This window comes from Lacrimispora sp. BS-2 (genome assembly GCF_040207125.1).
In the GTDB taxonomy this organism is placed as follows: Bacteria; Bacillota; Clostridia; order Lachnospirales; family Lachnospiraceae; genus Lacrimispora.
This window is the reverse complement of record NZ_CP157940.1, coordinates 2650533-2676813: the sequence shown is the minus strand read 5'-3', so window position 1 is coordinate 2676813 and position 26281 is coordinate 2650533. Positions and strand designations below refer to the sequence as shown.

Genomic DNA, 26281 nt, shown 5'->3' with positions numbered 1-26281 from the left:
TTTTCCAGTCTCCTTGTATAATAATGGTATTTCCAACGTATTATAGCAGACATAGGAAGAGGGAGGTGTCTCATGTGACACAACGGGAAAAGGACCTGGAATTTTTAAAAACCACAGAATTGTTCCGGGGAATGAATGTGAGGGATATGGAGTATGGAATGAGCAGCTTAAAAAAAGGCACCTTGGTAAGCAACCACTACTTAGGAGAGAAATCCATCGGCATTGTAGTAACCGGCGAGATTGCGGTCTCTTCGGTTACCCAGGATGGGAAGGAACTGACCATGAAACGGATTTACCCGAAAGACTGCTTTGGTATCTGCACGATTTTTACTCATGCCGAGATGCCTAACACACTCCAGTGCATGTGCCCCACAACCGTACTGTACATAAAAAAAAGTGAACTTTTGAAGGTGTTTAAAAGGGATCCGGATCTGATGCTTCATATCATGACGATTTTTAATAAAAAGATACTGTTTTTGCAGAAGAAAATCGAAATGCTTAATACTACCTCTGCAAAAGCCCGTCTGGCAGATTATTTAGTGAGCCACGCCAATAGCAATGGGGTGATTTTCCTGCGTACAGGCAAGACCGGACTCTGTTCCAGCCTGGGAATCAGCCGTGCCAGTCTGTATCGGGAACTGGACAACTTCCGGTTTTCTCAGGCGATTGAATATACGGATCAGAAGATTGTGATCCGGGATGTATCTCATTTGAGACAATTTTCCCGGTATCAGCTTGACTCCCAGGCGGCTACATGTTAGTATGCAGGGGTTAGTTGAAGCTAACTAAAAGCGGACTAAGGAGAGTCATATATGTTAAAGATTGCAGTATACGGGAAGGGAGGAATTGGCAAGAGCACAACTACCTCAAACCTGGCAGCGGCATTGTCTGATATGGGATACCGGGTGATGCAGATCGGATGTGACCCGAAAGCGGATTCCACACAGAATCTGACACTGGGAAAACCGGTAAAGACGGTTTTGGATGCAATTAAGGAAAAGTCTGACCATGTGGAGCTTTCAGATATTGTATTTCCTGGTTACAATGGGGTGTTATGTGTGGAAGCCGGAGGTCCGACTCCTGGAATCGGCTGCGCGGGGCGCGGCATTATTACCGCTTTTGAGCGGCTGGAAGAATTAAATGCTTATGAGGTATACAAGCCGGATATCGTACTTTATGATGTTCTTGGTGATGTGGTATGCGGAGGCTTTGCCATGCCCATTCGGGGCGGCTATGCGGAACATGTATTTGTTGTTACTTCGGGTGAGAAGATGTCCCTTTATGCGGCAGCTAATATTGTCAGTGCGGTGGGGCAGTTTTCCAGGCGGGGATATGCCAGGTATTCAGGTATCATTTTAAACTCACGAAATATTGAAAAAGAACAGGAGCTTGTATCAGAGTTTGCAGAGGAAAGCGGCGGGAAGATCGTGCGGATTCTGCCGCGGGATGGAATTGTACAGGAGGCAGAACACCAGAAGCAAACAGTTGTGGAGGCATTTCCGGACAGTGCTATGGCAGGAGAATACCGTACACTGGCAAAATCTATTCTGGAGGTATGTGGTCATGAAAACTGATTGCAATACTCTTCATTATACATCGCCTGCCCACGGCGGTTGGGGAGTAGTCCGCCTGGCCATGCTGGTTCCGGAAAGTTACCAGCTGTTTGTCTGCCCCTTTGCCTGTGGGAGACATGGGGCGCTGGGGGCCATCGGGCATGGCTTAAAAGACCGTCTCTCCTATTTATACATTGATGAAAGTGATATTGTATCGGGAGGATATGAAGATTTAATTCCGGAAGCAGTGGCAGAGCTTCTGGAAACTCTGGAGAAAAAGCCTAAGGTTCTGATGATCTTTGTCAGCTGCCTGGATGACCTGCTGGGAACCGATCATGAGTCCATACTGGCTGTTTTACGGGAACAGCATGAAGATGTACGGTTTACTTTCTGCCATATGAACCCCATCACCCTGGATACGGATAATCCTCCTCCGGTCAATGTCCGCCGGAAGATGTACGGTCTCCTGGAACCGTCGGAAGGAAAGAAACGGCAGGTCAATCTCATTGGGAATCCGGTGCAGATCCGTCCGGAATCCGAACTGTTCGGGTTTTTACAGGCACTGGGAATTGAACGGGTCAACCACATTGCACAGTTTGAAACATTTGAAGCATACCAGCAGATGGCGGCTGCCCAATGGAACCTGGTCATAGCCCCGCCGGCAGTGAAAACGGCCATGGACATGAAAGAACGGCTGAATATTGATTTTGAGTTAGCCATAACTAACTATCGGGAAGAAGATATTCTAAGTACCTATGAACGGCTGAAGAAAAAGCTGGCAGACAAAGAGGACGTCCGGTTTGATCTGGAGCCGTACCAAAGGAGAGCTAGGGAGGTTGTCAGGGAGGCTAGAGAGGCAGTACGGGACAGACCGGTATTTATCGATTACACGGCTGTGATTTTTCCTTTTGCGGCAGCAAGGGCATTATGTGAGGCAGGCTTCCATGTGGCCGGAATTTTTGCCCGGACCATCGGGGCGCAGGAAAAGGAACATGCGGACTGGATTTATGAACATATGCCTCAAATTCAGATTATGAATCCAATCGCCCATGATATTCCTGGAAAGATCGGGACATTTCCGGAGGACAGCATTGCCATTGGCTTTGAAGCTGCTTATGTTACCCGTTCCCGCCATGTGTATGGTCTGGTGAACAATGAAGGGAACTTTGGATTTGACGGTTTAGTCCGGTTGATGCAGGGAATCGTTCATGCGGTTCAAGTGGAAGAAGATTTAGAAACGCTGATAAAAAATTATGGGTTGGTGATATAATGCATAAACTTTCGATACAACTGCCTCCGTTTGCTCCTGACTATTCCGGTGTATGCTCCGCGCTGTTTGCATTTGGAGGCTTGCTGGTGATTCATGATGCGTCCGGCTGCACAGGAAATTATACCGGTTATGATGAACCAAGATGGTATGATTCCCACAGTCTGGTGTACTGCTCAGGACTCAGGGAAATGGATGCGATTCTTGGCAATGATGAAAAATTTATACAAAAGATAGAAAACGCCGCAAATGATTTAAAGCCGAATTTCCTCTGCTTTCTGGGAAGTCCTGTTCCCATGGTTATTGGTACAGATCTGGAAGGGATTGCGGCAGAGCTGGAAGAACGTACCGGAATTCCTTCCATGGGACTGGCCACAACCGGTTTGCATTACTATGATAAAGGGGTTTCGGATGCTTACATAGCTTTTGCGAAAAAGTTCTTTCCGCTGCCTCAGGCGGTTCGCCCGTCTGGGGACAGGATCAATATTCTTGGGCTGACCCCCCTTGATTTCTCCAACAACAGCAATGCGGATGACTTAATCGGTGAAATGGAGAAGCGGGGCTTTACAATTCAGGCGGATTTTTCTATGGTATCTGATTTCCACAAGGCTTGCCAGGCACCGTCAGCCAGTGTAAACCTGGTAGTATCAAAGAGCGGCCTGGGTCTGGCAGAATATATGAAAAAAAGGTATCAAATTCCTTACGTGGTGGGAGTGCCGGCTGGGGAACTGGCGGCCGACCGTCTGGCGGTAATGTTAAAAGAAACAATGGCAGATAAACGGGAAAGGGTATTGGAAACGGCGGCAGAAGAAACCAGTCAGGTTTTGATCATCGGTGAAGAGGTTCTGATCCGGTCGCTGGCATTTCACTTTCGTGAAGAGAGGGGAATAGGGGGAATTCAGACGGCGGTTTTATTTGGCGGAACACAGGGAGTGTACCGGCAGGACAGCCTTGCGCTGAACAGTGAGAGTGATATCAGAAAACTGGTGAACAGTGGAAGATATCACACAATTATAGCTGATCCGCTGATCCGGCAGCTGATCCGGGAAAAAGAAAGGGTACGGTTCATCGAGCTGCCCCATGTGGCTGTTTCCAGCAAGATCTGCTGGGATCATGCACCCCAGCTGATGGGAGAACGATTGAGCGGAAGCTTATTCGGCTTCCAATGATAGAATGAGCAAAAGAGAGCGAAGATGAGCCTGCTCATGGTCACAAGCAGGGAATGCCGGTCAGGAACCGCAGGCTCATGATATGAAGAAGGGAGAAATGAAATGATGAAAAAGACAGTAACGCGTGTATTGAGCATGGCTCTGTGTCTGGCTTTATTATCCGGTTGTACGGCCAAGACAGCCTCCACAGAGGCTCCGGCAACCGCAGCCGGTACAGAGGCAGCGTCAGCGGAAGACAAAACGGAGGCCGGGGAAAAGGAAGAATCTGCACCGGCAGCCGGCGAGACCAAGACCATCCTTGACCATGGCGGCAATGAGGTGGTTATTCCGGTTAATATTAAGCGTGTGGCCATTGCGTCCTTATGGCCGCTGCCGTCGGTTTATGCATTGTATCAGGGCTCAGGCGCCAAATTGGTGGGCATGCATCCTGCTTCTAAAAGTGCGGCAGAGCATTCTCTGTTAATGAAGGTGGCTCCGGAATTAAAGGATGTGGATACCTCCTTTATTCAGGGCGGCGAGGTCAATGTGGAAGAACTCATTAAGCTGAAGCCTGATGTGATCTTTTGTAACGCCAATAATGCAAAAGAAAGGGAAGTTCTGTTAAAGACCGGTATTCCGGTGGTTGGCTTCAGTACTTCCATTGCCGGGTTTAATACGGTGGAAACTGTAAACAAATGGGTTGAGCTGTTGGGAGAAGTATTTGATGAGCCGGATAAAGTAGCCGGTATTACTGATTACGGACGTGAAGCGGCCGCTGATATTGAAAAACGGCTAAAAGATGTAAAAGAGGAAGATAAACCGAAAGTAATGATTATTTATCATTATAAAGACGGGGTATTCCAGACCTCCGGCAACCAGTTCTTCGGTCAGTACTGGTGCGACGCCACCGGAGCTGTCAGCGTATCAAAGGATATTCCGGGGTCAGGCGTGGATCTGACCATGGAGCAGATCTATGAGTGGGATCCGGATATTATCTATGTAACCAACTTCAGTCCTTACCTGCCTCAGGACTTCTATGACAACAGCATCGAAGGATTTGACTGGAGTCCGGTTAAGGCAGTACGGGAAAAGAAAGTTTATAAATTCCCTCTGGGAATGTACCGCTGGTTCCCGCCGTCATCTGATTCTTCTCTGTGTCTTTACTGGATGGCCCAGAAAAATCATCCGGAAGCTTTTGCAGATCTTGATTTGAACCAGACAATTAAAGATTTCTATCTGAAATTTTATAATGTGGAGCTGACGGATGAGGAAGTAGAAGGCATATTCAATCCTCCCCGTGAAGCAGCAGACGGAGTATAAACATGCTGATGAAACGATATGGAGCCGGAACCAGGATTTTACTGATCCTGGCTCCGGTATTAACTGCCCTGATCTGTCTGGGCATCGGACGATATTCCTTTAACCTGGCCGATATCTGTAAACTGTTATATACCTATGCGGTTTCCGGAAAAGATGCAATCGAGCCTCAGGCATATAGCGTTGTATTCAATATCCGGCTGCCGAGAATCATTCTGGCAGTTCTTTGCGGAGCAGGGCTGGCTGTCTCTGGAGCAGCCTTTCAGCCTTTATTTTCCAATGCACTGGCGACTCCCGATACCCTGGGAGTGGCACAGGGAGCATGTTTTGGTGCGGCACTGGCTCTTTTGTTTTCGGACAGCCTTTTATGGGTTCAGCTGGTGGCCCTGGTATTTGGCCTGATTGCAATTATGCTTACCTATTCCATCAGCAAGGTAAAAGGTCAGTCTTCCACGTTTATGATTATTCTGGCGGGAATTGCGGTTTCTTCTCTTTTCACTTCGCTGGTATCGCTGATTAAATATGTAGCTGATCCGGAGTCTCAGCTGCCGACCATTACCTACTGGCTGTTAGGAAGTATGGCTGGAATTACCTATAAGAGTCTGGCTATCGGCGGTCCCCTGGTCTGCGGGGGAATTCTGATGATCTATCTGCTGCGCTGGCGGTTAAATATCCTGTCAATGTCTGAAGATGAAGCAAGATCAATGGGAATTGACTTGAAAAAACTTCGCATTATCATTATTCTTTCAGCAGCATTGATCACTGCATCCTGTGCTTCCATGTGTGGACGGATTGAGTGGGTGGGGCTGTTAATTCCCCATGGGGTCCGGATGCTGTTTGGGAGCAATAACGAGCGGGTCATTCCGGCCAGCATCAGCCTGGGAGCAATATTTATGCTGGTTATGGATACGACTGCCAGGGCTGCAACGACTGCTGAAATTCCCCTGTCAATCCTGACGGCAGTAATCGGAGCACCGGTGTTTATTTTATTGCTGAGAAAGACAGGAGGAGGATGGCTGTGATTTTTGAAGTAAAGAAAGGATGCTTTGGATATAAGGCAGGGGAAGAAATTCTTAAGGAAATCACATTCCGGCTTCAGGATGGAGAGGTACTGTCGATCCTGGGGCCTAACGGTGTAGGAAAAACCACACTGCTTCGCAATATGATGGGACTGCTGAAATGGAAATCAGGGGGAAGCTATCTGGATGGAACGTGTTTGACAGATATGTCTGTAAAAGATGTCTGGCAGACCATCGCCTATGTCCCCCAGGCAAAGGCGTCCCTTTTTTCCTATACGGTGGAAGAGATGGTTTTAATGGGGCGCAGTGCCCATATCGGAAATTTCAGCCGTCCGAAAACGATGGATGTGGAAATAGCCGATGAGGCCATCCGGAGTGTTGGAATTGATTATCTGAGAGGAAAGCTGGTGAGCCGGATCAGCGGCGGAGAGCTGCAGATGGTCTTGATTGCCCGGGCTCTGACTGCGAAACCCCGGATTCTTGTGCTGGACGAGCCGGAGAGCAATCTGGACTTTAAAAACCAGCTGATTATTCTGGATACCATCCGGCGCCTGGCCGATGAAAAGAACATATCCTGTATTTTTAATACCCATTATCCGGCACACGCATTGAAGATATCCGATAAGGCATTGATTTTGAACCGCAGCGGAAAAAGCATATTTGGCAAAGTGGATGAAGTGGTGACAAAAGAGCATATGGAAGAGGCATTTGGAGTAAAGGTCCTGATCAGTGAAATTGAAGAAGAAGGGCATCGGTTTAAATCCGTAACCGCCCTGGCGTTGACCTGACGGATAGATGGGGGCAGATTAGATCCCAGTAAGGAACACCACAGCTTTGTATTTTTCATCTATCCCCACAAGGGCGACTGGAAAAAGGCAAAAACAATCCAAAAGGCTATACCATGAATAATCCAATGACAGCCCTTGTAAAAGAGAAAGTGGGAGGACATCTGCCCGGAGAAATTTCTCTGGTAAAGACAGATACTCATTGCATTAGTCAATAAGTATACCATTAAGCCTATTGACAGGAAGTGGATTTTAAAATATGCTGTTAAGTGTAACATAATATTTAACCGAATCAAGCAGCAGAGCGGATTGCGAATATCTGCTTGGCGAAGATCGGTGTACAGGACCGATTCAGCCAGTCCGGAAAACCGGAAGAGCTTCCTGGGAATACGGACTGAGTGAGAAACAGGTATATAAGATAAAAGGAGTGTTGGAAGCATGAGAATCGCATTAATTAATGAGAACAGCCAGGCGGCTAAGAATGAATTGATTTACAACAGCTTAAAGAAGGTTGCAGATTCAAAGGGTTATGTGGTGGATAATTATGGCATGTATTCCCCGGAGGACAGCAATTCCCTGACCTATGTACAGAACGGAATCCTTGCGGCCATTCTTTTAAACTCCGGTGCAGCGGATTATGTGGTTACCGGATGCGGAACCGGAGAAGGTGCCATGCTGGCTTTAAACAGCTTCCCGGGCGTAATCTGCGGCCATGTGTGTGATCCAAGCGACGGCTACATGTTTGCACAGATCAACGACGGCAATGCAATCTCCATGCCGTTTGCAAAGGGCTTTGGCTGGGGAGCAGAGCTGAATTTGGAATATACATTTGAAAAGTTATTCTCTGAAGCAAGCGGACAGGGCTACCCAAGAGAGAGGGCCATTCCGGAGCAGAGAAATAAGAAAATCTTAGATGTGGTAAGAGAAAATAACTTAAAGGATATCCTGACCTGCTTAAGGGGACTTGACCAGGAGTTGGTGAAGGGAGCCGTTGGCGGCGAGAAGTTTGGCGAGCTGTTCTTCGCAAACTGCAAGGATGAATCCATTGCCGAATATGTAAAGAGCCTGCTGGCATAGGAGGCACCTTAAGCTTTAATGGGGAGAAAATTGAATTTTCAAAGCTGGTTATTAATTATTAACAAATAAATATTTAAGGAGAAGTGCTATGAGATTTTTTATTGATACAGCAAATACGGAAGATGTAAAGAAAGCAAACGACATGGGAATTATCTGTGGTGTTACCACCAATCCTTCCCTGATTGCCAAAGAGGGACGGGATTTTGTGGAAGTCATCAAAGAAATCACATCCATCGTGGACGGGCCCATCAGCGGAGAGGTAAAAGCGACGACCGAAGATGCAGAAGGCATGATCGCAGAAGGCCGTGAAATTGCAGCGATCCATCCCAATATGGTTGTAAAGATCCCTATGACCGTGGAAGGGCTGAAAGCCGTTAAGGTGTTGAACGCAGAAGGAATTAAGACCAATGTGACACTGGTATTTTCTTCCGCTCAGGCGCTTTTGGCTGCCCGCGCAGGTGCGACCTACGTTTCACCGTTTTTAGGCCGTCTGGATGATATTTCCATGCCGGGTATTGATTTGATTCGTGATATCATGGATATTTTCATGGAACACGGAATTGAGACAGAAATCATTGCAGCCAGCGTCCGCAACCCGATCCATGTCATTGACTGTGCAAAGGCAGGAGCGGACATTGCTACCGTACCTTACAGTGTACTGATTCAGATGGTAAAGCACCCGCTGACTGATCAGGGAATTGAGAAATTCAAGGCGGATTATAAGGCAGTATTTGGAGAATAATCAGTTGTTTCAGGCGAAGTCTTTTCAGGCTTCGCCTTTTTCTTTTTCTATTTCCTGATTCAGTGCAACAAGGCTGACAATGTAAAATTTAAATCAGGACCTGCATTGGGGGGTTATTGAATAGGGATACAGATTTCACAAAGATGCCGCTCTAACAGCTCGGCCTTGTATCGTTCTAAAACCGGCCGCGAAGGGTCAGGAACATGGTTTTCTGTAAAAAGCTGCTGGAAAACCGCTCCCCATGCCTGCTTCATTGCTTCGGCTGTGTGGTCTATGGTAAAAACACCATACTTTCCTCCGGCAATGCTGCCATGATGCACATCCGGGCCGGTCCTTTTTCACAGTACAATGATTTAAAATGAAATGCAACAGAATTTTTAAAAGTTGTACCTATTTACCAACAAGATCCCTGGAGCAAAAGCTTTGGTCATCTGGTACTTGCATATTTAATAGAGTAGTAATAAAATGATTAGAGGAAATTCGTAATGGTATCTGATCATGGCCATTACTGGAAATTTAAGGAGAATGGTATGATTACTATTAAAAAAATGGCGGAAATGCTTGGAACCAGTACGACCACGGTGTCTAATGTCATTCATGGAAAAACAGGCGAGGTTTCTCCTGCCATGGTGGAAAAGGTAAAACGGCTGATCGAAGAATATGATTATGTTCCCAATATTAATGCCAGGAATCTTGCCAGAAACCAATCTGGCATTATTGGACTGGCTATGAGAACAAACCGTGACAAATATGATAACTTTATGAAGGATCCCTTTGCAGGAGAACTGACCGGAGCTGTTGAAAGCTTTGTCAGGGCAAGAGGATACTTTACCATGGTGTATATTTCTGATGATGTCACTGAAATAATAAATTCGGTTGCCAGTTGGAATGTTGATGGCCTTATCCTGTTGGGAATGCAGAGGGCGGATGGAATTCTTCTGAAACAAAAGGTAAAAAAGCCCATGGTCTTTATTGACTGCTATTTTGATGATTCGATTTTTGAATATGTCAATGTTGGGGTAGATGACCAACGGGGAGGCTATGAAATAACGGAATACCTCATTCGCAAAGGCCATCAAAAGATTGCTTTTCTTGCGGATAACTGTGTGGGAGTAGACTATCAGCGGTTTAAGGGATATAAGGCGGCAATTATGGAAGCAGGGCTTCCTTATGAGGAAGAAGATTTTATCATGCTGGAACCCAATGGCTCGGATATGTCTCTGCTTTTAGCCGATGTATACCGCAGGGCAGGGGATTTTACCGCCTTTGTATGCGCCTCCGATTACTATGCGGCCAATATCATGAATTATTTGCAGGATCATGGGCTTAAGATACCGGAAGATTTATCTGTGGTGGGATTTGATGATAATGTTTACAGCCGGATGGTTAGGCCGGCACTGACCACCGTTCACCAGGATGTTACCAGGAAGGGCGGGCTTGCAGTTGAAAAGCTGTTTCATATGATCCGTAAAGAGGATTATGGAGACAAGTTTGAACAGCTTCCTGTTTCTCTTGTGGAAAGAAATTCTGTAAAGGAAATAAGATAGTATGGCATATCAAGGAAGTCTTACTTTCCCGAAAGGGGCGGGAGTAAGGCTTCCTTGTTTTATAGGCAGGCAAGTGCCCGTAGTAACGGCGGCAGAGCTGTCAGCAGGTTGTGATTTTTCGGTGAAGTATACCTTAGACATCTACATTTACGGAGCAGCTTATGCGTATAAGTAATGAATGACTGTTTGATTTACAGATCTTAGGCTTAGGAATCTGGTAATATCCATTTTTTTATAAAAAAAAGAAAAAAACACTTGATAACTTGCCTGAGAGATGATAATATAATGTACAAATAACTTATGCGCATAAGTTACAATGAAAGCGGGAATTTTTCACTAATTAACAGCAAAAATTAATATATGGAGGGTGTATTATGAAGAAGAAGTTATTAACTATGGCACTAGTGGGAGCAATGGTTTTGGGCGCAATGACAGGCTGCGGGAGCAATACTGATCATACAGGCAGCCCGGCTTCCAAGGATGGAAAGGAAGAAGCTGTCTCAGGCAAAGGCGGGGAGGCAATCCGCATTGTAAATGGGAAGATTGAAATTGACGGACCATTAAAGGCCTTTGCAAAACAGTATCAGGAAAAAACCGGCCAGGAAGTGGTGATTGAATCCCTGGGGGGCGGAGTGGATATTAACGGCGCTTTAAAAAATTATCTGGCAGCAGGAAACATGCCTGATATCTTCGTATTCGGAGGAGAAGGCGATTATCAGACCTGGAAGGATTACATGGTAGATTTAAGCGGAGAAGAATGGGCTTCCCAGACTGATTTCGGTTTTCAGTCGGCAGATGGTAAAACCGTTGGTTTTCCTTATGCCGTGGAAGGATATGGAATTACATATAACAAGGACGTTCTGGAAGCTGCCGGAATTGATCCGGCTTCCCTGACAACCTATGATGGGTTCAAGCAGGTATTTGAAACCATTGACAGCAAAAAAGAGGAGCTGGGAATCACCGCGGTATGCTCTGTTGCGGCGGAATCCGGACAGATGTACTGGGCAACAGGAAATCATCTGTTTGGGTATTACTTATCCGGCGGTTTAGAAAGAGGGGATGCCAAATACATTGATATGTTAAAAGCCGGCACAGTGGATGAGGAACGTCTGGGACAGTTTGCTGATTTTATGAAGCTGCTCTTTGATTATTCCGATAAGAATACTCTGATTTCAGGAACCTATGATGATCAGCTTGCGCTGTGGGCTCAAGGAAAGACTGCATTTATCACTCAGGGAAACTGGATCGATCCTTCCCTTCCTGATTATCAGGTCAAGTTTGACTGCGGAATCGCTCCTCTGGCATTTACCAAAGAAGAGATGAAGGGCGTGCTTGCTGATTGTCCATCCTGGTGGGCCGTTTATAACAAAGGAAATAATACTGACGCAGCAAAAGCGTTTTTAAAAGAACTTGCAACCTCGGCAGACGGCCAGAAAAGCCTTGTGACCGATTGCGGAATGATTTCTCCCTATACCACCTGTACCGTAAGCCCTGAAACACCTCTTGCAAAGAGCTTAAAAACCTATGTGGATGCAGGAAATACCTATTCCTGGGAATGGGCGAAGATGCCGGAAGGCATGGCAATGAACGCTACGGCAGCAGTTTTTGAATTATATGCAAAAGGAGAAATCGACAGGGATACGTTTGTCACCATGATGGAAACCGCAATTGCCGATTATGTGAAAAAATAATTAGGGAAAAGGCGGCTTATGAAAGCCGCCTTAACTAAGTGGTCGCCACCATGGAGGATCGGTGAAAAGGTTAGGAGAATATATATGGATGGAAATGCAAAAAAGGTTGTATTCATGCTGCCCGTGCTGCTTGGCGTGTTGATGGTTATTTATGCACTTTATTTAGATTTGTTCTATAAGAATATGGCATACAGGGGAATTCTTCTGGTTCTTGGATTTCTTCTGGTCATTGCCGGATTATATTTCCTTCCGGGAAAGAGACACAGGATGATCGTGAATGGATTGTTTTTACTGCCTCTGTTGGGGGCATTTGTCATAACGGTCCTGATTCCTTTTTTATTCGGCATCTTTTATTCTTTCACAAATTGGAATGGAATCGGGTTTACACAGGTCGTTGGACTGGCAAATTATGTGAATATGTTCCGGTCCCCTGATTATCTGTATTCCCTGGTGATCACCTTCCTGTTTACGGTGGTCAATATGATCTTTGTAAACTTCACGGCTTTTGCTCTGGCGCTTTTATGCACATCAGGGGCAAGAGGAAGGAACTTTTACCGGGCGTCATTTTTTCTTCCCAACTTAATCGGGGGAATTGTTCTGGGATATGTATGGCAGTTCATTTTTAACAAGGTGTTCCCATCTCTTTTTAAGGGAAGCCTATCCATGCTGACGGACCCTGATCTGGCTTTTTTAGCTATACTGATCGTCAGTACCTGGCAGTATGCCGGTTATATTATGATGATTTATGTGACTGGGCTTCAATCGGTACCCAAAGATGTATTGGAAGCTTCCGGGGTGGATGGGGCAAACGGCTTAAAGACCCTGTTTCATATCAAGCTGCCCATGATCGCCAATACCTTTACGGTCTGCATCTTCTTAACCCTTGTTAATTCTTTTAAACAGTTTGACTTAAATTTTGCCATTACCAATGGAGCGCCCAGCAGGATCCTGGGTGCCAAGGCCATTGCCTCCACCGAGTTTTTGGCACTTAATATTTACAATACGGCCATTGCCAAGAACCAGTACGCCCAGGGGCAGACAAAAGCGGTTGTATTCTTCATTATTCTGGCAATAGTGTCCCTGACCCAGGTGACCATCAGCAAAAGGAGGGAGATTGAACTGTGAGCAGAAGAAAATTCAGAGGAACCATAATCGAACTGATAGCCCTTATTTTATCCCTTTTGGTTTTGTCCCCCTTTATTCTGGTCATTTTCAATGCGGCCAAGAAAAGTGCGGCCATTGTTATTAGTCCCATTGCTCCGCCTGATAACTGGGGGCAGATGATAGTTAATCTGCAGAACGTGATCCATAATCAGAATTTCAGCTATTGGAGGTCTTTTTCCAGTTCCCTGTTTATAACGATTGTCAGCCTTGGACTTTTAACTCTCTTTTCCAGTATGGCGGCCTGGGTATTGGTCCGCAATAAGACGAGGTGGTCCAATGTTATTTTCATGACCTTTGTTGCAGCTATGGTAATCCCCTTTCAGGTGGTCATGCTCCCTCTTTTATCCACATTCCGGGAGCTCTCTTCCTTTATCGGTATCCGGCTTCTCAGCAGTTATACTGGAATTATCATTGCTTATCTGGGATTTGGCGGCTCCATGTCCATCTTTATCCTTCATGGCTTTATCAAAGGGGTTCCAAGGGAGTTGGAAGAGGCGGCATGGATTGACGGATGCAGCCCTGAGGGAACCTTTTTCAAAATCGTATTTCCCCTTTTAAAACCGGTTCAGATGACCGTTCTCATATTAAATGGAATCTGGATATGGAACGATTACCTTCTGCCTTCTCTGATGCTTGGGTTAAACGGCAGGATCAAGACGCTGCCCGTAGCGGTAAGCAGCTTTGTAGGCTCTTATGTAAAGCAGTGGGACTTAATACTGGCTGCGGCCTTTTTAGCCATGATACCGATTATCATACTCTTTCTGCTGGCACAGAAACAGATCATTCAGGGCATGGTAGAAGGCGCGATCAAATAAAATTTTAGAAAGGACAGAGTGTTAAAATGGAACGAAAGTGGTGGAAGGAAGCTGTGGTGTATCAGATCTATCCTAGAAGCTTTAAGGATAGCAACGGAGATGGAGTGGGAGATTTAAGGGGGATCACGGAAAAGCTGGATTACCTAAAGCTTTTAGGAATTGATGTAATCTGGCTTTCTCCCATTTATCAGTCTCCCAATGATGACAATGGGTATGACATCAGTGATTACCAGGAGATTATGAAAGAGTTCGGATCCATGAAAGATTTTGATGAACTTTTACAGGAAGCCCATCAAAGAGGCATAAAGCTTATTATGGACCTGGTGGTAAATCACACATCAGATGAGCATAAGTGGTTTGTGGAAAGCAGAAAAAGTAAGGATAATCCTTACCGGGATTACTACATATGGCGGAAAGGGAAGGAAGACGGGAGCTGTCCTAACAACTGGGGCGCCTGCTTCGGAGGTTCTGCATGGGAATATGACAGGGAAACGGAAATGTATTACCTTCACCTGTTTTCTAAGAAGCAGCCTGATTTAAACTGGGATAATCCAAAGGTAAGGGATGAAGTATTTGAGATGATGGACTGGTGGTGCAGGAAAGGCATTGACGGCTTCCGCATGGATGTTATAAACCTGATATCAAAAGACCCGCGCCTTCCGGATGGAGCGGTAACGGATGGGCTGTATGGAGATTTCTCCCCATATGCCTCCAGCGGTCCGAATGTTCATACTTATCTGAAGGAAATGAACCGCAGGGTATTGTCAAAATATGATTTAATGACCGTGGGAGAGACCTTTGGTGTCAGCCTTGAGGAAGCGAAACGATACTCCGGTGAGAAGGAATCGGAGCTTCATATGGTGTTCCATTTTGAGCATGTGACTATGAATGGTGAAATCGGGAAGTGGACGGATAAAAAGCCGGATCTGGTGGAATTAAAACGCATTTTTTCCAAATGGCAGACAGGGCTTGAGGATTGTGCATGGAACAGCCTGTATTGGGATAATCACGATCAGCCAAGGGCCGTCTCCTATTTTGGAGATGACAGCGAAAAATACCGGGAAGTTTCTGCTAAGATGCTTGCCACATGTCTCCACATGCTGAAGGGGACTCCCTACATTTATCAGGGAGAAGAACTGGGGATGACGAATTTTCCGTTCCAGGATATGTCCCAGTTTAAAGATATTGAAAGCCTGAACATCTATGAGCAGCTTGTTGGCGCAGGACTGGTGAGCCATGAGAAGATGATGAGCTATTTAAGATTCAAGAGCAGGGACAACGCAAGAACTCCCATGCAATGGAATGATGATCCCCATGCAGGATTCACATCAGCCACTCCCTGGATTCAGGTAAATCCAAACTATGAAGAAATCAATGCTGAAAAGGAAGTGTCGGATGAAAATTCGGTATTCCATTATTATAAGAAGCTGATCCAACTGAGAAAAAGCCATGACATCATTGTGTACGGCACCTACGAGCCTTTAATGGAAGAGGATTTCAGGGTATTTGCCTACATTAGAAGGCTGGGAAAGGAAAAATTACTTGTATTGTGTAATTTCACGGATGAAGAATTACAGGTTTCCATACCTGATGAATTCCATGGGGAAGATGGGGAATGCCTGATCGGGAATTATGAGCATCGGACCGGAGATGACAAAAACAGGCTTCTTCCATACGAAGCGATTGTATATTATGAAAACATTTGATTAGAAGCGCCGGGAACGGATCGGAGATGGGACCGGTACTAACTTCCCCTCTTTCATAAGAAGCAGCCGGGTTCTGTTAAATAACCACGTGGAGATTTCCTGTGGGGGAAAGATGCTCCATTAAAAAGGCTGTCAGGTGCTGTTATTAGAACTGTAAGGATTGGAAAAAGGCAGGATTTCTGTCAGGCTGGAACTGCAGGCTTTATAAGTCTGGGGTTCCGGCCTTTTTCTGCAAATTCATGGAAAATAAAAGGATTATCTAAAAAAAATAACTTGAAATAACCGGTACAGAAAAATATAATAACAGTATCAACGGATGAACGAAAGCATTGCAATACTTAAAGCGGAACTGTAAGAATGCACATATGAAGGAGCAGGAATGAAAAATGAGATACTTGCAAAAGAACACTGCCCATACTGTAAAAGACATTGTTCTTTAAAAGATCCCCATTGCGGAAAGGGAAAAGCATTGGCGGAGAAGAAGATAAAAAAAGAAAAGAGGGGAAAAGAAGAAAAAAAGGAACCGGTCACAGTACCGGAAACAGACGATTGGATTAATATCCAGTCTGAAATCAGGCTGCTGCGCCTTTGCCAGACCGGCTGCCGTTTGCAACCGGACCGGAAAGCAGGAAAGCAGGGCGGAAAAGCGGTCAGGCTTTATATCATGGCAGCATTGGCAGAAAAAGGCGGCCTGACACAAAAGGAACTTAAGGAAAATTCCGGGCTGCATTTCAGGGAACTGGAAGAGGCTTTGCATAAGCTGGAGAAAAAGGGCTGGGTCAGCCGGAAACAGGATGAAGGAAAAGCAAAAAAGGTCTTTTTGACTGGTAAGGGGCTGGAGGCAGCCAAAGAACATATGAGGGACTGGAAGAGAGGGAATGACTTTGTTTTTTCCCCGCTTACTGAGGAAGAAAAAAGTTTTCTTGAATATATCCTGAAAAAAATCCTGAAGTGAACGAACTGCTCCGCGAATATAGCGTTTTCCATAATGCCAGGGTTGTGTTTCGGGAAAAATTGTAGTACAATGCAACAGGATATCATCCGATTATTATATTTTTTATGATGCGGCTGCCGCAGGAGGATTACCATTGAGATTTCAGGTAAAGAAAACCAGGTCTGTCAGCTGGATACTGGCATTATTTTGTTGCATTGCATTGCTTTTTGGAGAATTAAATGTGCTGGGCATGGACTGGAATCCGGTCCGGGCATGTTTGGTTTTAACACAAGCCCTGCCAAAGGGATATGCCCATTGGAGAAAGAATGATGCAGTCGCCGGATTTCCGGGGGCTTTGGAGGAAGAAGCCGGGGATGAAACCCTGGTTGATACCTGGAGCAGGTTCATGGCCGGAATCTTGCCGTTAAAGTATCTGGCGGTCAGGGAGCTTTTCCTGCTTGTCCCGCTTATTTTATGGTCGGAACGAATCATGATGATGAAGGAGGGGTATGCCGGCAGAAAGTATCTGATCAGGTACATCCATGATTCGGATGGTGAGAAAGGAGTAAGGGCAGGAATTTAAAAAATAATTAAAATATTAACAAGAAAAGAGGATTACCTATGAAACCAGGAAAGAAAATGCTTGCTGCAATTTTAGTGGTAATTGCAGCTCTCATTTATGTTGGGGCATTTGGGGCCGGAAGCAGTATTAAGGGCGTACGTGAAATGCGCTACGGCATCGACATCCGCGGAGGCGTTGAGGCAGTATTTGAACCCCAGGGGCTTGACCGCAGCCCATCAGAAAAGGAGCTTGAGACAGCCAGACAGGTCATTGAGACCCGTATGGATAACCAGAATATCGTTGACCGCGAGGTGACCGTGGATAAAAACGGAGGATATATTATCGTTCGTTTCCCATGGAAGTCCGGGGAGACCAATTTTAACCCGGAAGAGGCCATTGCAGAATTAGGAGAAATGGCTGAGCTTACGTTCCGGGATCCGGATGGAAATGTGCTGATTCAGGGAAAAGACGTGCAGAGTGCAGCACCTGAGACCGCAAATAACAACGGAATCAAAAGCTATCAGGTAGCTCTTAGCTTTAACGCAGAAGGTTCCAGGCTGTTTGAAGAAGCGACTGGAAAGCTGATCGGAAAGCGGATGAGCATTTACATGGATCAGGATCTGATATCAAGCCCCACAGTACAGACCAAGATATCAGGCGGTCAGGCAGTTATTACAGGAATGGAGGATTATGATGATGCAAAGAACCTGGCTGAGAAGATCAATGCAGGTTCTCTTCCATTCTCTCTTAAGACCACCAATTTCTCCACCATAAGCCCTTCCCTTGGAAACAATGCTTTGGGGATTATGGTGTATGCGGGAATGGCTGCGTTTTTAGTAATCTGTCTGTTTATGCTGGTATTTTACAAGCTGCCAGGCGCTGTTGCATGTGTCACCCTGGTCCTGCAGACGGTTCTTCAGATGCTTGCCGTCTCTATTCCACAGTATACACTGACTCTTCCGGGTATCGCCGGTATTATCCTGACCATAGGTATGGCGGTGGATACGAATATTATTATTTCAGAACGTATATCGGACGAGCTGAAAAAGGGTATTTCCGTGAAAGGCGCGGTACTCACCGGATATAAAAATGCTTTTTCCTCTGTTTTAGACGGAAATGTTACTACAGCCATTGTTGCAGTGATCCTGATGTTTTTAGGTTCAGGTACCATGCTCAGCTTTGGTTATACCTTATTGATCGGTATGATCGTCAACCTTTTGGTGGGCGTTTCTGTTTCCAAGCAGCTTTTATTATCTCTTGTCCAGTATGATCCATGGCGCGATGAGAAATGGTTCCGGATCAGAAAAGATAAAAAAATCATACCATTCTATCAGAAGAAACATATTTTTGGAATCATCTCCGGACTGATTTTCCTTTCCGGAATTGTTGGCTGCTTTGTTTTCGGAGTTAAGCTGGATACCCAGTTTACCGGAGGGGCAGTGTTAAGCTATTCCGTATCAGACGAGGCGGATACAGGTAAGATTCAGGCTGCTATTGAAAAGCAGACAAACCGTCCGGTTACGGTTCAGATCAAGGAAGATAACATGACCGGGCTTAAAAGGCTTTCCGTCACCCTTGCAGGAAATGCGGGTATGTCTCCGGAAGATCAGAAGGATTTAACAGATGCCATCAACAGTACCTCTGACAAGGTAGATGCAAAGCTGTCGGAGACTTATGTGGTTGAACCTTATATCGGAGCAAAGGCGTTAAAGAATGCAGTGGTTGCCATTGTACTGTCCCTGCTTTTCATTGTAGTCTATGTCTGGATCCGTTTTTCAACTATATCCGGCCTTTCGGCAGGAGTTACTGCAATGGTCGCACTGGTCCATGATGTGATTGTGGTGTTCTTTGCATTTGTGCTGTTCCAGATTCCGTTAAATGATGCCTTTGTGGCGGTAGTTCTTACGATTATCGGTTATTCCATCAATGATACCATTGTTATCTATGACCGGATCCGTGAGAACAGAAAGAAGGACTCCAAGATGCCGGTGGATGAGCTGGTAAATATCAGTACCTCCCAGACCCTTGGAAGATCCATTAATACGTCCTGTACTACGGGAATCTGTGTGCTTATTATTCTGGGAGCTTCGGTTTACTTCCAGATCGGCTCTATTTTGGAATTCTCACTTCCAATGTTCTTTGGTATCCTGACCGGGTGCTACTCCTCCATTTGCGTGGCAGGTACGCTCTGGGCTATGTGGGAAAAGAAAAAGGAAAAAAAGTAAAAAGTGTTTTTTAAGCCTTTAAACGCCGCTGCTTTGCCGCTGAAGAATCAGAGGCAAAGCAGCGGCTCTTTTCTTAGGAAGGTGATCGTAACTTTTGCGGGTTGAGGCTATTGTCAGACGTTATCAGAAATAAAATATTCTTATTACACCATTGAATAACATGGTAAAAGATGTTAGAATATAATAAATCATTTTTATGGAGGTGTTAAATGCAAAAGAAAGGATGTCCGGACGATTGGACATGCCTGATCTGCGGTTTTGAGAAAGATGCATTCAATACAGTCTGACAGAAAATGATTAATAAAAAAACAGAGAAAAAGGAGGGCGAAGGTTTTGTTAAATAAAGAAATTGTTGCGAAAATAAACAAACAGATTAATTTTGAACTGTATTCGGCATATATCTATCTGGACATATCCAACTATTATGCAGATAGTAATTTAAACGGTTTTTCAAACTGGTTTAAGATTCAGACTCAGGAAGAGCGGGATCATGCCATGCTCTTTATGGATTATTTACTTAACAATGGCGAAAAGGTTGTACTGGAAGATATTAAAGCTCCTGATTTTGTTTACACGGATTTCCGCCAGCCGGCTATGACCGCCTATGAACATGAGGTGAAGGTAACGGCTTCCATTCATGATATTTACGGAGCCGCTTATGAATTAAAAGATTTCCGTACCATGCAGTTTCTCGACTGGTTTGTTAAAGAACAGAATGAAGAGGAAAAAAATACGGATGAGATTATAAAGAGATATGACTTATTTGGAAATGATGCAAAGGGATTGTATTTGCTGGATACGGAGTTAGCGGCAAGGGTCTATACACCGGCGTCTCTTGTAATTTAACCGAATGCAGCAGGGTCGCGGATTGGGAATATCCGTTTGGCTCTCCATAAGATTATAACCATAATGCGGAAGAAGGGCATTCCCTGCCATGATAGAAACAGTGTATCATGGCGGGGAATGCCTTTATTTATTTTTGTCCTGAAATGTAGAAAGGAACCTTTGTGGATCTCTCCATAGATAGTTAAAATGCCTTTGCTATTAGATCCATTTCTTTCGCTCTGGTCGTTGGAAGAACATGAGTATAAGCTCAGGGCCATAGAATAAAGCAGGCTGTCCCAGGGGCAATGCCAATTTGATACACATTCGTAACCAGAGCCATAGAAAACGGTTCTTTTCACTTTTTACGTGTTATAAACAAAAGCATTAATATGTATAATTCTCCCCCCAATAATAGGCTTTTCTCTGCTAAAACTTACATATAAACCGTTAGTTTTACATATGGACTTGATTTAAGAGATGTTTTTATTATAATAAAAATATTTTAAGAGATAGGGGGGAGTACAAATGGCAGATTTAAAAGATACTTATGTCGTTCATGGAGCATGTACTACATGTACCTGTGGGATGAGAAAAAGCAGAACTGTACTGGAAAAAAGCCACGGAGTTTTTTTAAAGGACAGGGCACTGATGACGGTTAATGACTGTAAACCTGAAAATATCATTTGCTTTGGAGGCTGTTACAGTATGGAAAATCCGGACACTGCGGCAGAGGCTCAAAAGATACAAATGGATGTAGAAAAAGATTGCCCAAATACTTTTACAGATACCGTAATGAATTTTTTTGCAAAAAAGGATCAGAAAGAAAGTTCCGATGCTCCATTACGGGTGGTAGGTATATGCACCCCTAAAATCATATCAGCAGAATGGGACAACGGGGGCAATACTGTAGAAGTAAATGGGGAAGTCCCTTTACTTGCAGGCGCAAAGGTTTATTGTTTATATGGCGGAGAAATAGAAATCATTGATTCAGGACAACCGGAAGCAGGGGATATGTCACAGGTAGAAATCAGCCCCCATTCCGTCCCTCTGTCAGGATCTCCGGGAAGTAATGCGGAATCGGCAGCTATGGGGGCGGCCGCAGCTGGATTAGCTGCCATATCTGGTATGCCGAAACAAGCGGTTGCTGGTATGATTGGAGCTTCTAAAGCTTCCAATTACGGCAAAAGCAAAACTTCTGATGTTGAGAGGGCGGGGGATTTAGTCAGCAAATTGCAACTGGAAGATTTTTTTACTCAAATAGGCCATTTTCAAGCTAATGCTGTTACGGACACTATGGTAAAAGACTTGAATAGAATGCTAGAAAAGTACGAAATCAACACTCCGGAAAAAATAGCCATGTTTATGGCAACTATCGGCCATGAGTCTAAAACTGCCCTAGTTGAAGGTGGAGTGGGCAATACATATGTTGTAGATGGTGTTGACTATCGTGGTGGAGGATATTCACAAATTACCGGCTACAAGTTTAATTATAAGCCATTCGCTGAACAGATGGAAAAAGAAGGACTTGTAGCATTAAGTTCAGACGGTAGTAATCCAATAACATCGATAGGTGGAGGAGCCGAATATGTAGCAAAAAATTTTGCTTGGGAAGCTGCGGGATGGCATTGGACTGCTCAAGGAAACATTATTAATACAAGAATCGATAGAGGCGAAGATTTCTATAAAGTATCCCAAGTTATCAATGGGGGTCCAAGCTATACGGGAACACCTAATGGATGGAATGAAAGAAACCATTTTTATGGAATTGCACAAAATATTTTTAAGTGAAAGGAGTTATCGTGAATAGAGCATTACATGTTATTATCTTTAGCTTTTTATTTACTTGCCTATGTTCATGCTCGGCGGAAAGTCCGGAGAAACATTCGCAAGGTATTGGCAACTACAACACAGTCGAGACTGTTTATACAGATAATATTGATGCTACAAATCAAAAAGTTAGTATTAGCTATCCACAAATAAGCAATCTTAAAAATATAGATGTTGAGCAATTAATAAATAATTCTATTGAATCTTTAGCGCTAGAAATACTAGAACAGTTTACTACTCTTAATGAAATGGAGGTAAACGTGACCTATACAATAACACATTCTACATCTGATATATTGAGTTTATATTTTGTTGCAGAGTCGTTTCATCCTGCACAAGCATATCCGTTGATTCGTATCTCAGCTGCAACTTTTTCTATTGAATCAGGTGATATCATTAAGCTCACTAAAATCATAGATATTAATGATGATTTCATCAATTTGTTTTTTAATAACTTTCATCTTTACAGTAAATATAATTCAATTGAAGAAGAAAATGTTGTAAACGAATATGTGTCGGGTATTCTTTCACGAGAAAGCCTCTTAATTTCTGATGAAGGATTAAATTCAGAAATTCATAGTTTCCTCACAGATGACTCATTAATTATTAGTATTACAGTTCCACACTCAATGGGTTCTTATGTGCTCTACGAGGCTGAATATTCTAAAATTAAAGACTTTTTGAGAATAGATATGAATTGAGGTATAAGTAGAATCAACAACGACATCGGTTTGAGCACCGGAATTCAAACAGCCAACAAAGGCAACCGCCAATTGCACGAATTGTTTTATTTCCTCGCTGTTAGCATGGTTACCGTTCCAAAGTCGGGCAAGCCAAATCAGCCTATATTTTATGTCTATTTTCAGCGTAAGATCAGCGAAGGTAAAACGAAATCGCAAGCTTTGGTGTGTATTATGCACAGGTTGGTCAATATCGTTTACGGCATGATGAAAAATATGACGGAATATCGTCCTTTTGTGATAGAGAATAAGGCCGCAGAAGAATAAATTCTTTTTCTTTTGTGGCATGGAATATGTTGAAATTTTTTTAAAATAGAATAAATCTGTCTTATTTTTGGATTAAGTATGCCTAAAAAATGATTAGGAATCCATTCAGCAAAGGCAATAAAAAAATGAGTCGGAATTAAGGCATTTTATCTACAGCATCGTTTATAGAGCCGTATTTGAGAAACAGACCAATCCCTAAAGACTCGGATTTATCCGCCGTATGTTTTCAACTACAGCACCTAAAACAGCATCGCTTTTGATTTCACAGCACTGTTTTTGAAAGGCTGTTACAGTATGGAAAATCCAGATACTGCAGCAGAGGCTCAAAAGATACAAATGGATGTAGAAAAAGATTGCCCAAATACTTTTACAGATACCGTAATGAATTTTTTTGCAAAAAAGGATCAGAAAGAAAGTTCCGATGCTCCATTACGGGTGGTCGGTATATGCACCCCTAAAATCATATCAGCAAAATGGGACAACGGGGGTAATACTGTAGAAGTAAATGGGGAAGTCCCCTTACTTGCAGGCGCAAAGGTTTATTGTTTATATGGCGGAGAAATAGAAATCATTGATTCAGGACAACCGGAAGCAGGGGATATGTCACAGGTAGAAATCAGCCCCCATTCCGTCCCTCTGTCAGGATCTCCGGGAAGTAATGCGGAATCGCCAGCTATGGGGGCGGTCGCAGCTGGATTAGCTGCCATACCTGGTATGCCGAAACAAGCGGTTGCTGGTATAATTGGAGCTTCTAAAGCTTCCAGTTACGGCAAAAGCAAAACTATTGATGTTGAAGGCACGGGGAACATCATATCGAAGCAGTTACTTATGAAGATTGGATTCAGCAGCGAAAAACTTACTGATGAATTTATAATAGGTCTTGATAATACACTAAAAACATTTATAATAGGTCAAAGTTCAGATGAGTCGGTAAATAATGAAAGAATTGCAAAGTTTATAGCTCAAATAAGTGTAGAGTCTGAATTTGGAAAAAAACAATGGAAAATGACTACGGAGATAAAACTTATTTTTACCGAACTTATAAAAGCGAAGAGAAATTTGGAGATATTGTAGACATATCGAATGGGTTGAGGCGGTACTGTGGCGGGGGATACATTATGTTGACCGGAAGAGGTAACTACAAAGCATTTTCTGATGCTATGCAAAATGAAGAAATTTATAATCAAGGCATTTTCTATGTTGCAGAAAACTATGCTTGGGAAGCAACCGGCTGGTGGTGGAAAAGTAACGGCATGAACAAATATATTGATAATGGAGCAACAATAGCAGATGTTAGTAAGCGAGTAAATGGAGGAACAAATGGATTAGTTGAGCGCATTGCTGTTTATGATGCAGTTATAAGTGAATTAAATAGGTAATAGTGGATTTATATATCTTGCAATTATTACTTTGATATTATGTTTATATTCTGCTATATCAGAGTAATAGTTGCTTATAAAAAGGAGTTATAACATGAAAAGAAACCCTATATTTACCATTGCTATAGTAATAATTGCCATTAGCCTTATTGCCTGTAATTCGAGCAATATTTATGAGGTAAAGAAGAATAATTATGAAGAAACTAATGAAAATTTTTTTTGTAATATCGAGTACCCTTCAATATCTGGACTTAATGATCAAGAAAATCAAAAAAAGATCAATACTATATTAAAAAATGAAGCTTTAAAAGTATTAAACTACTATACAGACTCTTTTGGTTTTACTGAATTAGCAATTGGATATCAAATCACTTTCTCAAACAAAAGCATTCTTAGCATCCAGTTTTCAGGGACTGGGAATGTAGATAATGCGGCACATCCTAACAATCTGTTTTACACTGTGAATATTGATATTCAGGAAGGAACAAAATTAAGACTAAGTGATATAGTAGAGATAAATTCAGATTTTGTTGATAAGCTATATAATGGGGATTTTGAAGCATTGTGGCATGGACAAGGTGAGTACATTAGTAATTATTCTAAAAATGATATGTTAAGATATCTTAAAGATGCTGATTCATTAGATAATATTGGTTCGGGAAATCAATCAGATGTATTTAGCTATTTTACACCTGATGGGTTGGGAATCTCAATTCCTGTTAGTCATTCAATAGGGGATCATGCTGAATTTGAAATTAAGTATAGTGACCTTAAAAAGCATATGAAGGTAAAGCCTGAATAGGTGCCATAGGCACCTGCTTTACCAAATTATCTTTTTTGCTGGTGCTTATGGTATATTCCTATTGACGCTGTGAGTGGGAAGGTGATTTTAAAATGATTAAGACTAAGTCTCTTTTACTTACTATTATACTGTCCATTGTTTCAACTGGATGTATTAATAATTTCCAAGTATTTTATGAAAAAGCTGAGCAGACTCAAACAAAAGAGAATATGCCCCTATACTCCAATATTACAGATAAAGCAGATGAAAACATTCTTACCGCTTTATTTGATGAAGATTTTATTGTAATGAGTAAGGATATCTTTATTGAATTAAAAGGTAATTATGACAACTTAATTACAAATGAAAAAATAGCACGTATTAGTTATCTTGACGAGAATCACGTTTATGATACTTATGTTTATGAAAATTTTATTGTATCAGTTTGACCAGTTAACAATACTATACTTTTTATTAATTTAGTGACTCCAAAGTTTAAGACTTTTAGAGGTATTAGCGTAGGGGGATTCTGTTTCAGATGTTCTTGAAAAATATGATTTCGTTGACGGAAATTCATATACGTATCATTATGACGGTAAAATATTAACATTCTATGTAGATAAAGATGGAAAAGTAACCAGTATTAAATTTGAATTAATTTAGCTATGTCAAGACCTTTACTTGACTGTATAAACACTTAAGCATATTTTTATGAATACAGGGTAAAAGTGAAGCGATATTATGAAAAAGTTTTTGAGAAAGAGAGAGGGATAAATGGGAGTAAGGATTTATCCAAGCCGGATGATTAAACGATCCAATAAAACAGACTGGAAACTGGACCAGCTGGCAGAGTACGTGGAGGGTATCAAATTTCTTCAAAGCATAAAACGTTAACATCCATTAATTTGGA

The 26281-nt window shown here is 43.2% G+C and carries 28 protein-coding genes; 27 read left to right on the top strand and 1 reads right to left on the bottom strand.

Features of this window, described 5'->3' with window-relative positions; genetic code table 11:
* The first annotated feature begins 74 nt into the window (after positions 1-74).
* The 9 genes from ABFV83_RS12655 to fsa all read left to right on the top strand — a co-directional run bounded on the left by ABFV83_RS12655 (position 75) and on the right by fsa (position 8908).
* Positions 75-761: a Crp/Fnr family transcriptional regulator gene (locus ABFV83_RS12655; protein ID WP_349944280.1), complete on the top strand. Its 687-nt coding sequence runs from the start codon at positions 75-77 to the stop codon at positions 759-761.
* Between the two features lie 51 nt (positions 762-812).
* Positions 813-1574, top strand: coding sequence for a nitrogenase iron protein NifH (locus ABFV83_RS12650; RefSeq protein WP_349944279.1), 762 nt, complete (start codon positions 813-815; stop codon positions 1572-1574).
* Entirely contained in the window at positions 1564-2823 is a 1260-nt protein-coding gene (locus ABFV83_RS12645) for a nitrogenase component 1 (RefSeq protein WP_349944278.1), read from the top strand. The genes ABFV83_RS12650 and ABFV83_RS12645 overlap by 11 nt, the downstream gene beginning before the upstream one ends.
* An 86-nt stretch (positions 2824-2909) precedes the next feature.
* Positions 2910-3989: a nitrogenase component 1 gene (locus ABFV83_RS12640; RefSeq protein ID WP_349944276.1), complete on the top strand. Its 1080-nt coding sequence runs from the start codon at positions 2910-2912 to the stop codon at positions 3987-3989.
* 102 nt (positions 3990-4091) lie between these two features.
* A complete protein-coding gene (locus ABFV83_RS12635; RefSeq protein WP_349944275.1) occupies positions 4092-5288 on the top strand; it encodes an ABC transporter substrate-binding protein in 1197 nt (398 codons plus the stop codon).
* Positions 5289-5290: 2 nt separating this feature from the next.
* Positions 5291-6307, top strand: a complete 1017-nt coding sequence (locus tag ABFV83_RS12630) for an iron ABC transporter permease (protein ID WP_349944273.1) — start codon at positions 5291-5293, stop codon at positions 6305-6307.
* Positions 6304-7092: an ABC transporter ATP-binding protein gene (locus ABFV83_RS12625; protein WP_349944272.1), complete on the top strand. Its 789-nt coding sequence runs from the start codon at positions 6304-6306 to the stop codon at positions 7090-7092. The genes ABFV83_RS12630 and ABFV83_RS12625 overlap by 4 nt, the downstream gene beginning before the upstream one ends.
* A 435-nt stretch (positions 7093-7527) precedes the next feature.
* Positions 7528-8166, top strand: coding sequence for an RpiB/LacA/LacB family sugar-phosphate isomerase (locus ABFV83_RS12620; RefSeq protein WP_349944270.1), 639 nt, complete (start codon positions 7528-7530; stop codon positions 8164-8166).
* Between the two features lie 88 nt (positions 8167-8254).
* Positions 8255-8908 (top strand): fructose-6-phosphate aldolase, encoded by a 654-nt coding sequence (gene fsa / locus ABFV83_RS12615; RefSeq protein WP_349944268.1) that lies wholly within the window; start codon positions 8255-8257, stop codon positions 8906-8908.
* Between the two features lie 113 nt (positions 8909-9021).
* Here the strand turns inward: fsa and ABFV83_RS12610 are convergent, their stop codons facing one another.
* Entirely contained in the window at positions 9022-9183 is a 162-nt protein-coding gene (locus ABFV83_RS12610; protein ID WP_349948917.1) for a hypothetical protein, read from the bottom strand.
* On the opposite strand from ABFV83_RS12610, the gene ABFV83_RS12605 reads away from it, so the two are divergent.
* The 18 genes from ABFV83_RS12605 to ABFV83_RS12520 all read left to right on the top strand — a co-directional run bounded on the left by ABFV83_RS12605 (position 9112) and on the right by ABFV83_RS12520 (position 25820).
* Positions 9112-9270: a hypothetical protein gene (locus ABFV83_RS12605; RefSeq protein ID WP_349948961.1), complete on the top strand. Its 159-nt coding sequence runs from the start codon at positions 9112-9114 to the stop codon at positions 9268-9270. The two genes, ABFV83_RS12610 and ABFV83_RS12605, sit on opposite strands and share 72 nt — an antisense overlap.
* Positions 9271-9438: 168 nt before the next feature.
* On the top strand, positions 9439-10455 hold the full coding sequence (locus ABFV83_RS12600; RefSeq protein ID WP_349944267.1) for a LacI family DNA-binding transcriptional regulator: 1017 nt from the start codon (positions 9439-9441) through the stop codon (positions 10453-10455).
* A 1-nt stretch (position 10456) separates the two neighbouring features.
* Positions 10457-10630, top strand: coding sequence for a hypothetical protein (locus ABFV83_RS12595; protein ID WP_349944266.1), 174 nt, complete (start codon positions 10457-10459; stop codon positions 10628-10630).
* A gap of 199 nt (positions 10631-10829) precedes the next feature.
* A complete protein-coding gene (locus ABFV83_RS12590) occupies positions 10830-12146 on the top strand; it encodes an extracellular solute-binding protein (protein ID WP_349944264.1) in 1317 nt (438 codons plus the stop codon).
* An 84-nt stretch (positions 12147-12230) separates the two neighbouring features.
* Complete coding sequence (locus tag ABFV83_RS12585; protein WP_349944263.1) at positions 12231-13271, top strand: sugar ABC transporter permease; 1041 nt, start codon at positions 12231-12233, stop codon at positions 13269-13271.
* Positions 13268-14125: a carbohydrate ABC transporter permease gene (locus ABFV83_RS12580; RefSeq protein WP_349944261.1), complete on the top strand. Its 858-nt coding sequence runs from the start codon at positions 13268-13270 to the stop codon at positions 14123-14125. Before ABFV83_RS12585 ends, ABFV83_RS12580 begins: the two co-directional genes overlap by 4 nt.
* Positions 14126-14151: 26 nt before the next feature.
* On the top strand, positions 14152-15831 hold the full coding sequence (locus ABFV83_RS12575; RefSeq protein WP_349944260.1) for an alpha-glucosidase: 1680 nt from the start codon (positions 14152-14154) through the stop codon (positions 15829-15831).
* 379 nt (positions 15832-16210) lie between these two features.
* The gene (locus ABFV83_RS12570) at positions 16211-16786 is read left to right on the top strand and encodes a MarR family transcriptional regulator (protein WP_349944259.1); all 576 of its coding nucleotides are present in this window, start codon (positions 16211-16213) and stop codon (positions 16784-16786) included.
* Between the two features lie 133 nt (positions 16787-16919).
* Complete coding sequence (locus tag ABFV83_RS12565; RefSeq protein ID WP_349944258.1) at positions 16920-17348, top strand: hypothetical protein; 429 nt, start codon at positions 16920-16922, stop codon at positions 17346-17348.
* A 38-nt stretch (positions 17349-17386) separates the two neighbouring features.
* Entirely contained in the window at positions 17387-19552 is a 2166-nt protein-coding gene (gene secD / locus ABFV83_RS12560; RefSeq protein ID WP_349944256.1) for a protein translocase subunit SecD, read from the top strand.
* A 333-nt stretch (positions 19553-19885) separates the two neighbouring features.
* On the top strand, positions 19886-20398 hold the full coding sequence (locus tag ABFV83_RS12555; protein ID WP_349944254.1) for a ferritin: 513 nt from the start codon (positions 19886-19888) through the stop codon (positions 20396-20398).
* A gap of 504 nt (positions 20399-20902) precedes the next feature.
* The gene (locus ABFV83_RS12550) at positions 20903-22165 is read left to right on the top strand and encodes a PAAR-like protein (RefSeq protein WP_349944252.1); all 1263 of its coding nucleotides are present in this window, start codon (positions 20903-20905) and stop codon (positions 22163-22165) included.
* Positions 22166-22176: 11 nt separating this feature from the next.
* Entirely contained in the window at positions 22177-22905 is a 729-nt protein-coding gene (locus ABFV83_RS12545; RefSeq protein ID WP_349944250.1) for a hypothetical protein, read from the top strand.
* Positions 22906-22935: 30 nt separating this feature from the next.
* A complete protein-coding gene (locus tag ABFV83_RS12540; protein ID WP_349944248.1) occupies positions 22936-23211 on the top strand; it encodes a hypothetical protein in 276 nt (91 codons plus the stop codon).
* Between the two features lie 294 nt (positions 23212-23505).
* The gene (locus ABFV83_RS12535) at positions 23506-24285 is read left to right on the top strand and encodes a PAAR-like protein (RefSeq protein ID WP_349944247.1); all 780 of its coding nucleotides are present in this window, start codon (positions 23506-23508) and stop codon (positions 24283-24285) included.
* Between the two features lie 44 nt (positions 24286-24329).
* Positions 24330-24590, top strand: coding sequence for a hypothetical protein (locus ABFV83_RS12530; RefSeq protein ID WP_349944245.1), 261 nt, complete (start codon positions 24330-24332; stop codon positions 24588-24590).
* A gap of 94 nt (positions 24591-24684) precedes the next feature.
* Positions 24685-25392 (top strand): DUF4163 domain-containing protein, encoded by a 708-nt coding sequence (locus ABFV83_RS12525; protein WP_349944244.1) that lies wholly within the window; start codon positions 24685-24687, stop codon positions 25390-25392.
* A 92-nt stretch (positions 25393-25484) separates the two neighbouring features.
* Positions 25485-25820: a hypothetical protein gene (locus ABFV83_RS12520; protein WP_349944243.1), complete on the top strand. Its 336-nt coding sequence runs from the start codon at positions 25485-25487 to the stop codon at positions 25818-25820.
* The last annotated feature ends 461 nt before the right edge of the window (positions 25821-26281 follow it).